Annotated in this window: 10 protein-coding genes; 5 read left to right on the forward strand and 5 right to left on the reverse strand. The window is 34.2% G+C overall.

Annotated elements, in window-relative coordinates:
• Positions 1–14 precede the first annotated feature (14 nt).
• Positions 15–629, forward strand: coding sequence for a deoxynucleoside kinase (locus VLC96_RS10140; protein ID WP_325262643.1), 615 nt, complete (start codon positions 15–17; stop codon positions 627–629).
• A 70-nt stretch (positions 630–699) separates the two neighbouring features.
• Here the strand turns inward: VLC96_RS10140 and VLC96_RS10145 are convergent, their stop codons facing one another.
• The 5 genes from VLC96_RS10145 to VLC96_RS10165 form a co-directional block, all read right to left on the reverse strand.
• The gene (locus VLC96_RS10145) at positions 700–3,270 is read right to left on the reverse strand and encodes a sodium-translocating pyrophosphatase (RefSeq protein ID WP_325262645.1); all 2,571 of its coding nucleotides are present in this window, start codon (positions 3,268–3,270) and stop codon (positions 700–702) included.
• Positions 3,271–3,413: 143 nt separating this feature from the next.
• Positions 3,414–3,947 (reverse strand): inorganic diphosphatase, encoded by a 534-nt coding sequence (locus VLC96_RS10150; RefSeq protein ID WP_325262646.1) that lies wholly within the window; start codon positions 3,945–3,947, stop codon positions 3,414–3,416.
• Positions 3,948–4,049: 102 nt separating this feature from the next.
• A complete protein-coding gene (locus tag VLC96_RS10155) occupies positions 4,050–4,652 on the reverse strand; it encodes a DNA-3-methyladenine glycosylase family protein (protein WP_325262648.1) in 603 nt (200 codons plus the stop codon).
• Positions 4,653–4,836: 184 nt separating this feature from the next.
• Positions 4,837–7,338, reverse strand: a complete 2,502-nt coding sequence (locus VLC96_RS10160; RefSeq protein WP_325262650.1) for a DUF5686 and carboxypeptidase-like regulatory domain-containing protein — start codon at positions 7,336–7,338, stop codon at positions 4,837–4,839.
• A gap of 64 nt (positions 7,339–7,402) precedes the next feature.
• Positions 7,403–8,380 carry a pyruvate dehydrogenase complex E1 component subunit beta gene (locus tag VLC96_RS10165; protein ID WP_325262652.1) on the reverse strand — a complete coding sequence of 326 codons (978 nt, stop codon included), beginning with the start codon at positions 8,378–8,380 and terminating at the stop codon, positions 7,403–7,405.
• 489 nt (positions 8,381–8,869) lie between these two features.
• Between VLC96_RS10165 and VLC96_RS10170 the strand changes: the two genes are divergently transcribed.
• The 4 genes from VLC96_RS10170 (at position 8,870) to VLC96_RS10185 (ending at position 12,358) form a co-directional block, all read left to right on the forward strand.
• The gene (locus VLC96_RS10170; RefSeq protein WP_325262654.1) at positions 8,870–9,616 is read left to right on the forward strand and encodes an electron transfer flavoprotein subunit beta/FixA family protein; all 747 of its coding nucleotides are present in this window, start codon (positions 8,870–8,872) and stop codon (positions 9,614–9,616) included.
• Positions 9,617–9,699: 83 nt separating this feature from the next.
• Positions 9,700–10,668, forward strand: coding sequence for an electron transfer flavoprotein subunit alpha/FixB family protein (locus tag VLC96_RS10175; RefSeq protein WP_325262655.1), 969 nt, complete (start codon positions 9,700–9,702; stop codon positions 10,666–10,668).
• A 160-nt stretch (positions 10,669–10,828) separates the two neighbouring features.
• Positions 10,829–11,452, forward strand: a complete 624-nt coding sequence (locus VLC96_RS10180) for a bifunctional nuclease family protein (protein WP_325262657.1) — start codon at positions 10,829–10,831, stop codon at positions 11,450–11,452.
• A 54-nt stretch (positions 11,453–11,506) separates the two neighbouring features.
• On the forward strand, positions 11,507–12,358 hold the full coding sequence (locus tag VLC96_RS10185; protein ID WP_325262658.1) for a thymidylate synthase: 852 nt from the start codon (positions 11,507–11,509) through the stop codon (positions 12,356–12,358).
• The last annotated feature ends 21 nt before the right edge of the window (positions 12,359–12,379 follow it).

The following is a 12,379-nucleotide window of genomic DNA, read 5'->3' on the forward strand; positions in this document are numbered from 1 at the left end:
ATCCCAATATCGTAATGCACATAGCAATAGCTGGAAACATAGGTTCAGGAAAAACAACATTAACCCGTTTGTTAGCCAAACATTTCAAATGGGAACCTCATTTTGAAGAAGTAGTAGACAATCCATATCTTGATGATTTCTACCATCAAATGGAACGTTGGTCGTTTAATTTACAAATCTATTTCTTGAATAGTCGTTTTCGTCAGATTATGCAAATTCGTGAAAGTGGCAAAAAGATTATCCAAGACAGAACCATTTATGAGGACGCTCACATTTTTGCTCCAAATCTCTACGCTATGGGCTTGATGACCAGCCGCGATTTTGAAAACTATTCTTCTCTTTTTGAATTAATGGAATCACATGTGGCAGCACCTGATTTATTAATATACCTAAGAAGTACAATTCCAAACTTGGTAGGACAAATTCACAAACGTGGTCGCGAATATGAGAATACTATTTCTATTGACTATTTGAGCCGACTTAACGAGCGTTATGAAGCCTGGATTCAAACTTACAAAAAAGGCAAAATTATGATTATCGATGTTGATAATATTAATTTTGTTGACAATCCAGAAGATTTAGGAAATATCATCAATAGAATCGATGCTGAATTAAACGGGTTGTTTTAATCATCTTATTCAATATAAAAACAAAAATGCCTCGAGATTTTCGAGGCATTTTTAATTTATTCAATACTTATTATTTTAAAGCTTCAATTTGAGCGTCAACCTCAGCGTCTGTTCCTTCAAATTTTTTAACAACTTTCATTCCTTCAACTGTTGTAGTAACCGTGGCTGTTATTTTGCCATTAATATTTGTCTTTTCAATTCTAATTTCACGAGTCATCGACATTTCTTTTTTATCACCCTCTGGAGCAATAAATTTTCCGTCTTTATCATAATGAGACAAACACATTTCTTTTTCTTCAGGAGAACATTTCAAGCTATCACACATTTTTGCACATTCCTCTTTGGTCATTTTAGCGCATTTAGACATATCACATTTTCCCATCATCATGTCCCCTTTGTGAACAATGCATTTTTCCATCTTGATCTCTTTCTTAGCACAACAATTATCAGCACCCATAGTACTACTTCCATTTCCTAAAATCGGAGCCATAACCAATCCTATCAAACAGGTTAATTTTATCAAGATATTCATGGATGGTCCAGAAGTATCTTTGAATGGATCTCCAACAGTGTCTCCGGTAACCGCCGCTTTATGAGCTTCGGAACCTTTATAGGTCATCTCCCCATTAATCATAACACCAGCTTCAAATGATTTTTTAGCATTATCCCAAGCACCTCCGGCATTGTTTTGAAATACAGCCCAAAGTACCCCAGAAACAGTAACTCCAGCCATATAACCACCTAACATTTCAGCAATTAATTGATTATTGTCACTGTAAACTAATTTTCCTAGAAGAACGATCAGAATTGGAAAACCGATTGTCAAAACGCCTGGTAACATCATTTCACGTAGAGCAGCTTTGGTAGAAATATCAACACATTTTGCATATTCTGGTTTTCCGGCACCTTCCATAATTCCAGGAATTTCTTTGAATTGGCGACGCACTTCGTACACCATATCCATTGCTGCTTTTCCTACTGAATTCATTGCTAAAGCCGAGAAAACTACCGGTATCATTCCACCCACAAATAACATTGCTAATACTGGAGCTTTGAAAATATTAATCCCATCAATACCTGTAAAAGTTACATAGGCCGCAAATAAAGCCAACGAAGTTAAAGCTGCCGAAGCAATGGCAAAACCTTTTCCAGTTGCAGCTGTAGTATTTCCTACTGAATCTAAAATATCTGTTCTAGTACGAACTTCTTTCGGTAATTCGCTCATTTCTGCAATTCCACCTGCGTTATCAGAGATAGGTCCAAAAGCATCAATAGCTAATTGCATTGCTGTAGTCGCCATCATTGCCGAAGCAGCTAATGCTACACCATAAAATCCTGCTAAAGCATAAGAAGCCCAAATGGCTGATGCAAACAACAAAACTGTTGGAAAAGTAGAAATCATTCCCGTTGCTAATCCAGCAATTACATTTGTTGCTGAACCTGTACTCGATTTTTGAACAATGGCCATTACTGGTTTTGTCCCTAAACCTGTATAATATTCAGTTACTGATGAAATAGCTCCACCAACTACTAAACCAATAAGTGTTGCATAAAATACGTGCATCGAGGAAATTTCTTTGGAACCTTCACCAAAGAAAGTCATATTCATTGTTTCAGGAAGCATATATTGCACTAAGAAATAACAAGCGATTGCTGTTAAAACAATAGAAACCCAGTTACCTATATTCAATGCTTTTTGAACTTGAGCTTCTTTGGCATTCTCATCTGTGATTTTTACAAGCATCGTTCCAATAATAGAAAACAAAATTCCGAAACCGGCAATCGCCATTGGTAATAAAATAGGACCTATTCCGCCAAAAGCGTCTTGAATGTTCCCACCCATATCTTTTATCACATAATTTCCAAGCACCATTGCGGCTAAAACCGTAGCAACGTACGAACCAAATAAATCAGCTCCCATACCTGCAACGTCACCTACATTGTCACCTACGTTATCCGCAATTGTGGCAGGATTACGAGGATCATCCTCGGGAATACCGGCTTCAACTTTACCTACTAAATCGGCACCAACATCGGCTGCTTTTGTGTAAATTCCTCCGCCAACACGAGCAAATAAAGCAATTGACTCGGCTCCAAGAGAGAATCCTGCTAGTGTTTCAAGAACGACTGTCATAGTTTCGGTATCTTTCCAAACACCGCCAGAAAACAGATTAAAAAATATTATAAAAAAGCCTGTTAAACCCAAAACAGCTAAACCAGCTACGCCAAGTCCCATTACTGTCCCTCCGCCAAAAGAGACTTTTAAGGCTTCTGGCAAACTTGTACGAGCGGCCTGTGTGGTTCGTACATTGGTTTTGGTTGCAATTTTCATCCCCATATTTCCAGCCAAAGCAGAAAAAAATGCTCCGAAAACAAAAGCAACTACTATTAATATATTTGTTTTAACTCCTGGTATAAAAGTTATGCCTGCCAATACAATACTCGCTATTAAAACAAAGACGGCCAATAACCTGTATTCAGCTTTTAAAAAAGCTAGAGCGCCTTCGTAAATATAATCTGAAATCTCCTTCATTTTTCCATCGCCGGAATCCTGTTTTAAAACCCAAGATCTTTTGACAGCCATGTAAATTAGCCCTATTAGTGCCATGATTATTGGCACATAAATCATAATTGAATTCATAAATTCGTTTTTTGGTTGGTTCGTATAATCTATAAAGGCAGCAATTTAAAAAAAAAAGCAACACTCTTTACAGAATGTTGCCTTTTTCATAATTTTTTAAGGTAAAAATTATTTAATATAAAATTTAAAGGTGTTATATGTTTTTATAATTTAACACTAAACAATCCTTCTGGTTTGTTTGGAATATCATTAAAGCGTTTTGTACACTCTTCTATAATTGAAAATGCCTCATCAACATCTCCCCAACCTTCAACGTCAACTTTTTTGTTTTCAAGATCTTTATATACTTGGAAAAAATGCTCAATCTCTTTCAATAAGTGAGTATTAACATCAGATAATGTTTCTAATGAATTCCAAATCGGATCCGAAACTGGTACGCAGATTATTTTATCATCTGAACCTTTATCGTCGGCCATATGGAAAACTCCAATAGGTTTAACTTCCATTACACAACCTGGAAAAGTTGGCTCATTAATTAAAACCAAAACATCTAATGGGTCACCATCTAATGCTAAAGTTTCAGGGAAAAATCCGTAATCTGCAGGATACATCATTGAAGAAAATAACATTCTATCAAAACGCATTCTATTTATCTCAAAATCATACTCGTATTTGTTTCTACTTCCTCTTGGAATTTCAATCAGAACATCAAAAGTTTTTATCTTATCTGCTGCCATTATTTTTAAAGTTTTCTTAGATTATTTAACTGTTACAAATGTAATGAAAGAATACTTTTATACAATAAAAATTAAAAAATATAGCTATAACGATTGCGTTTTTCAATATTCTATTATTCTTTTGCGTTTTTTCAGATAATAATGCCAAAGTAAAAAAGTAGCATATGAACGATAAGGACTCCAAGTAATAGTGTAAGATTCCATGATTGTTTTGTCATGAATATCAAGCAACTCTTTTATCGTATTAATCACTGCAATGTCTCCTAATGGTAATAGATCTGGTTCTTGCAGGCAAAACATCAAATAAATATCTATTGTCCAGTTTCCAATTCCCTTTATTTTAATGAGTTCTTCGCGTACTTGTTTTGCGGATTTATGAGGTAAACTTTCCAAATCGATTTCCTTATTCAAAATAGCTGAAGACAAAGCTTTTATATAGGCAGTTTTTTGTCGGCTTACGCCAAGAGCTCTATATTGTTCATCAGAAATATTGAGAAGGATTTCCGGTTGAAAAGCAGGATGTGCAGCTTTTATTTTTAAAAAAGTAGCTTTCGCAGAATCTATAGAAACTTGTTGTTCCAAAATTAGTAACACTAATGTTTCGAAACCCTGAGGTCTTCTTGGAATTGTAGGCAATCCGTAAGTTGCTATAATTTCTTTGAATATAGCGTCTTTTTGAAAAAGATGATCAATTGCTTCTTGCATAGCTTAATTTTTAGAACAAATTTTAATTATTGCCTGAATGCCCTAGCCCAGATGTAATGAAAATTTTGCAGGATAAAATACTATTATTTTTTTGACCAAAAGAGCGACCAACGGAAGCTCCTTTTGGTCAATTAAAAATAAAGTATTTTGACTAAAAAATTGCAATGGAAGCTGGAAATAGCTCCTAAAAATAAAACCCAAACGATCCTTTGACTGCAAATCTGTTTACATTTGGAACATCAAGATAACCACCTCTCCAAGAGAAATCTAAACGGAAAACCTTGAATATATTTCCAATTCCCGCATTATATTCCCAGTATATATTTTCTGGAGCTACATAAGTTAAACCGGAGGCGTTTATTGCTTTATTGGCGTCGCTAATGGTTCCGTATGCACCTTTTACGCCTATAATTTCTCTCCAATTAAGCTTCCGCATAAAAGGAATTCTCGAGAATAATCGCCCATTGAAATCATGATACCATTGCATAGTGGCGTATGTATCGGTAACAAATTCGTAATAATTAAGATTACTGAACGTATTTTCGACAGTGAAAAAAGTTTGGTTCCCTGGAACTATGCTCAACAAACCAAGCGGAACTGTACCGAAGGTTTTACCAAGCTCCAAAATCAAATTAGTACGACCCAATGGCCCAATTATGATAGGCTGTTTGTAATAAATCTCAAGTTTTTTATAATTAAAATCACTGTTGAAAATCCCTTTATACCCTTGACTGTAATTGACAAAAAATGTGGTATAAGGACTATTGGCAATACTTCTTTCTACTCCGTAAGCTATAGTTCTTCGATTTGGAGTATACTCTGCCTGAATATTAAACTCTGATTGAGTAGTTTTACTTTTTATAACTCCTGCAGGGTTTTCCAAAGTTGGCAAAGTTGTATAATAATCTAAACTAAAAACAGGTGAGGCCGATTCTAGTGTCTTATACGATACGCCCGTCTGGAAAGTCAGATTCTTTACTGGCTCAATGGCGATATACGCATTGGTCAGACCGATATTGGTTAATTTTCCATTTGATCCAGTGGTGAAGAAAGCCGATGAACCATAATTTCGAGCTAAAATATCATTGGTTGTAGTCAATTGCGCTCCTAATTGTTCGATATCACGTCTGTTTCCTCCTGAAATAATAATTCGATTTTTCTTGTCAATCATCCATTTTCCGGCAAAACCATATTTGAATTTATTGTCTCGTGCACCGTAAGCAACAAATGCCTGTACACGCCAAGGATCATTTGGACCAAAATACGTTCGCGCTCCTAAGCGGGTTTTAAAACCTTCGACCTCATTATATCCAAAAGTGGAAAAAATAGGGCCAAAATCAAAATTTTTATAATTAATGTAACCACTGGCTAATACAGTTACCAAATTGGTGAGCTGCTTAAACGCCTGCACGTTTTTCAGAGTGTCAAGCATTTTATAAACTCCTTCTTCATCTTTCGTTAACTTCTCAAATCGATGTTCTTCCCAGTAATCATCATCTTTTTTATAAACGTCGTTGTCTACAAAATTAACTTCTTCCTTATAAAATTTTTCAGGTTTCTTAATATTGAATTTATGGTTTTGATAATAAGTTGTTCGCTTTCCATAAACTCCCTTAGATTTTTCTTTTTTATTTAAAGCAAAATCAGACATTAGGTAATCCTTGGTCAAAAGAAAAATAGAATCGCTCAAAACATCAAATTCTTGTTCTACATAAATATCTTTTACCCAGTTTACATTAGCACTTTTGGTAACTGCCATATTAATTTTTTTGATGGCAAACGTGGTATCATTCACCCAAAAATCACCTTTGAAAGTCAGCTCATTTTTTCGTCTTGGATAAAAAACAATATTATAACACCACTTTTTATCGATAAATGCGCTGTCTTTTAATACATAATTATAGACGTCAATCCCTGTTCTGGAAAGCGGGCTCGTGAAGCTTTTATCAAATAAAGCAATGTAATTATTGTATATATTATAATCGGAATACAAATCTTTGATGAAAGATAAAATCTGTTGATTTCCATCAAATCCAGAAGTCTTATTGGCTTTTGTAATTTCTTTTACTTTAGGTATTTTATTATCCCCATAAACATCTATCAAAGCTTCATTGATGAAAATTGGCAAATAAGTTTTCCCCGTTACCGATGAAGTATCAACATGATCAAATATGAACTCCATGCCCTTAAAAATCTTTTGTTTTTTATAAGCACTATCGATAGAATTGATATCAAACTCAACTTTCTCATATTTCTCCATTTGGTATTGATCAAATTGATACAAACCATTTTTACGTTTTTTCTCCCAAATTTTTCGTAAAATATCAAGTGCTGGATTGTTCTTTTTCGAAGTTTTTCCGGTATAAACCACTACTTCTTTTAAAGCTTGTTGTTCACTTAATTCAATGGTAAAATTATAATTAATGGATTTGGTAAGGGTAATTTCTTTGTCAGCAAAACCAACTGAAGTAACCAATAATGTTGTATATGTGTTTGGTGATTCCAAATAAAATCTACCGTCTTCGTTTGTTACTGCACCTGTACTAGAGTTTTTAAAAACAACATTGGCAAAAGGAACAGGTTGTTTTAATTTATCCACAACAATACCACTCACTTTTGTCTGAGCAAGAATGGAATTGCTAAATGCAATAAAAATTAATACGATAACGGCTAGGTTTTTTTTCATAATATATAAAAAAAAGCTTCATCAAAATTACAATTGATGAAGCTTTTTAAATAGTGATATTCAATTATTTGTATAATACTTTTTTAACAGCTTTTACAACATCAGTTGCGTTTGGCAACCACTCTTTTAATAGCACTGGAGAATAAGGTGCTGGAGTATCTGCTGTTGTAATACGTTGGATTGGCGCGTCAAGGAAATCAAAAGCTTGCTCCTGAACAAGGTAAGCAATCTCTGAAGACACACTTGCAAAAGGCCAAGCTTCTTCAAGAATTACTAATCGGTTAGTTTTTTTAACAGAAGTTAAAATCGCATCTTTATCCATTGGACGAACCGTTCTCAAATCGATAATTTCACATGAAATACCTTCTTTTGCTAATTGATCAGCAGCTATATAAGCTTCTTTTATAATTTTCCCAAAAGAAACGATAGTTACATCAGTTCCTTCTCTTTTGATATCTGCAACACCAATCGGAATAGTATATTCACCATCTGGCACTTCACCTTTATCTCCATACATTTGCTCAGATTCCATGAAAATAACTGGATCATTATCACGAATAGCCGATTTTAATAAACCTTTAGCATCATAAACATTTGATGGAACAATAACTTTCAAACCAGGAGTATTGGCAAACCAATTCTCAATAGCTTGAGAGTGAGTTGCTCCCAACTGACCAGCCGAAGCAGTTGGTCCACGGAAAACGATAGGCACATTAAATTGTCCACCTGTCATTTGGCGCATTTTGGCAGCGTTATTTATAATTTGATCTATACCAACTAAACAAAAGTTGAAAGTCATATACTCCACTATCGGACGACAACCATTCATTGCCGATCCTACTGCAATTCCAGTAAAACCAAGCTCAGCAATTGGTGTATCGATCACTCTTTTTTCGCCAAATTCTGCAAGCATTCCTTTAGATGCTTTGTATGCACCATTGTATTCAGCTACCTCTTCACCCATCAAGTATATGGATTCATCGCGACGCATTTCTTCACTCATCGCCTCACAAATAGCCTCTCTAAATTGTATCGTTCTCATATTTATATAGTCTGTGTGTAATTTTTGAACCGCAAAAATAATTATTTTAAATTACTTAAAGCATAAATTTCTTTAAAATAACAAGCTTTTATAGTATTGTTTATTTTAAGAGATGTTTCGGATTAGTTGCTATACTTTTTCATTTGCTTTCGCCAACATTTAAAAGCTGTAACGACTAGTCAAGCTAATAAGCTGATTTCATTCGAAATAAATAGTTATCAAAAATCGACAGTTTCAAAAATTAAAAAATAGTTCTTTTATTTTAATTCTAAAAAAACTATTGTTATTGAGACGAGACCGCATCACAAGCAATATTATTCACAATATTTTAAACATAACAATGAAAGAATATTAAATAAATCTTATTTTATCACATCATAATTTACGAAATCGTAATAGTGACTAAAAATATTATGCATGCATAGTAAATTATTCAATTTATTATTTTAAATTTGTCAGAATACAAAAAAGAATTTAATATATATAATTATGAAAATATTAGTTTGCATCAGTCATGTCCCTGATACTACTTCAAAAATCAACTTCGCCAACGGAGACTCTGAATTTGATACAAATGGAGTTCAATATGTAATTAATCCAAATGATGAGTATGGTCTAACACGTGCAATTTGGTTCCAGGAACAACAAGGGGCAACAGTTACTATCGTGAATGTTGGCGGTCCTGATACGGAACCTACATTAAGAAAAGCATTGGCAATTGGCGCTAATGAAGCAATTCGTGTGAACGCAAATCCAACTGACGGTTTTTTTGTAGCCAAACAGTTAGCAGAAGTAATTAAAAATGGCGGATACGACATTGTAATTGCCGGAAAAGAATCTTTAGATTATAATGGCGGAATGGTTCCTGGAATGATTGCAGGAATATTAGGATATAACTTTTTAAATTCCTGTACAGCAATCACAGTTGATGGTTCTAATGTAACTGCGGTTCGCGAAATAGATGGTGGAAAAGAAACTGTTACAACTACTTTACCGTTAATTATTGGAGCTCAAAAAGGTTTGGTAGAAGAAAAAGATCTGCGTATTCCAAACATGAGAGGTATTATGACTGCCAGAACAAAAGCCTTGACAATTTTAGAACCTGTTGATGCTCCTGTTTATACCAAAGCTGTAAAATTCGAAAAACCAGCACCAAAATCAGCAGTGAAATTAGTTTCTGCAGATAATTTGGATGAGTTAATTAATTTGTTACACAACGAAGCGAAGGTAATATAATTCTAAATTATGAATTTTAAGTTATGAATTGATATTCTCAAACACATTTAAAATTTATAATTCAACATTTAAAATAAAAAATCATGTCAATATTAATATACGCAGAATCTGCAGAAGGAAAATTTAAAAAAGTAGCATTCGAATTAGCTTCTTATGCAAAAAAAATAGCCGAATCTTTAGGAACAACTGTAACTGCATTAACCATAAATGCTGGCGACGTTTCTGAATTGTCAAAATACGGAGTTGATAAAGTCTTGAAAGTTAACAATGACAAATTAGCTGGCTTTAATGCCAAAGCATATGCTGATGTCATTAAACAAGCTGCTCAAAAAGAAGCTACCAAAGTTGTTTTATTATCATCTACAACAGATAGTATTTACATTGCTTCACAAGTTGCCGTTGCATTACAAGCTGGTTATGCATCAAATGTTGTTGGTTTACCAGTAAGTACTTCGCCTTTTCAGGTAAAAAGAAATGCTTTTTCTAATAAAGCTTTCAACATTACTGAAATCAATACCGATGTAAAAGTTTTATCAATCGGTAAAAACTCATATGGAATTTTTGAAAATCCATCATCATTAACAGAAGAAGATTTCAACCCAACAATTGGAGATGGTGACTTTGGTGTAAAAGTAGCATCTGTTGAAAAAGTTTCCGGAAAAGTTTCAATTGCCGACGCTGATATTGTAGTTTCTGGAGGAAGAGGCCTTAAAGGACCTGAAAACTGGGGAATGATTGAAGAATTAGCCAGCGTTCTTGGAGCTGCAACTGCATGTTCAAAACCAGTATCAGATTTGGGATGGAGACCACATGGTGAACACGTAGGACAAACAGGAAAACCTGTTTCAACAAATTTATACATCGCTGTCGGAATCTCTGGAGCGATACAGCATATTGCCGGAATTAATTCTTCTAAAGTAAAGGTAGTTATCAATAGTGATCCTGAAGCTCCTTTCTTTAAAGTAGCTGATTATGGAGTAGTTGGAGATGCATTCGAAATTGTACCTCAATTAATAACCAAACTAAAAGCTTTCAAAGAACAGCATTCCTAAAAATTTAATTTCTTAGAAATAAGCTACCTAAAAATAAGATAATTGTATCTTTGCTTTAGGTAGCTTTTTTGTTCGATAAATTTTGATTAAAATTGCACTTTATTTAAAACAAGGATAAGATACAATTAATATAAAGTACTTCCGTACTTGCCATACCAACATGAGCTTAGTCAAACTATCAATAAAAGGAATTTCATACAGTCAGACTCAAAATGGCGCTTATGCGTTAATTTTAAATGAGGTTGAAGGAGAAAGAAAGCTACCGATCGTTATTGGGGCTTTTGAAGCTCAGTCTATAGCTATAGCTTTAGAAAAAGAAATTAAGCCTCCTCGCCCTTTGACACATGACTTGTTTAAGAATTTTGCAGAACGTTTTGATATAATTGTAAAACAGGTAATTATTCACAAATTAGTAGATGGCGTTTTTTACTCAAGTATCATTTGCGAAAGAGATAAAATCGAAGAAATAATTGATGCCCGAACATCAGATGCAATTGCCTTGGCTATTCGATTTAATGCGCCTATTTTTACTTATAAAAACATATTAGATAAAGCTGGAATTTACCTCAAAGCCAATCCGCTAGAAAGTGAAGCTTCTAATGAGATGGAGGACATTCTTTCTAATCCAGAGACATTTGGCTCTACAGAAAGTAATGAATCCGGAAATACATATTCAAATCATAGTTTACAGGAATTAAACGAACTATTAAGTCAAGCTGTTGAACATGAAGATTATGAAAAAGCAGCTAAAATTCGTGACGAAATTTCAAAAAGAGAATCTTAAGACGTTATGCAATAGAACTTAACGTCTATAGATAAGCCATAAAGCCCACAAAAAATGAAGCAATATCTAGACTTAGTACAACATGTTATGACTAACGGTTGTCAAAAAGGAGACAGAACTGGAACTGGAACAAAAAGTGTATTTGGCTATCAAATGAGATTTGATTTAAGCGAAGGTTTTCCGATGGTAACTACCAAAAAATTACACCTTAAATCCATTATTTACGAATTGCTTTGGTTTCTAAAAGGGGATACCAATATCAAATATCTTCAGGAAAATGGAGTGAAAATTTGGGATGCCTGGGCAGATAGCAACGGCGATTTAGGTCCTGTTTACGGACACCAATGGCGTAATTGGAATAGTGAAGAAATTGACCAAATCTCGGAGCTTATTACCGAATTAAAAACAAACCCAAATAGCCGTAGAATGCTTGTTTCGGCATGGAATCCATCTGTATTACCAGACACAACTAAATCATTTGAAGAAAATGTAGCCAATAACAAAGCTGCATTACCACCTTGTCATGCTTTTTTTCAATTTTATGTAGCTACACCAGATACTGAAAAGGGAGAAACAAAAGGAAAACTTTCATGCCAACTATATCAACGCAGTGCAGATATTTTTCTAGGTGTACCTTTTAATATTGCATCTTATGCCTTACTTACAATGATGATTGCCCAAGTTTGCGATCTTGACGTAGGTGAATTTATCCATACTTTTGGAGATGCACATATTTACAATAATCATTTTGAACAATTGGAACTACAGCTTACCCGCGAACCAAAACCATTACCAAAAATGATTTTGAATCCCAACATAAAAAATATCTTCGATTTTGATTTCGACGATTTCACATTAGAAGGTTATGAGCCGCACGCCCTTATTAAAGGAAATGTAGCTGTATAAAAAAATCCGCATTGAAGCGGA

This window comes from Flavobacterium sp. (assembly GCF_035456085.1).
In the GTDB taxonomy this organism is placed as follows: Bacteria; Bacteroidota; Bacteroidia; order Flavobacteriales; family Flavobacteriaceae; genus Flavobacterium.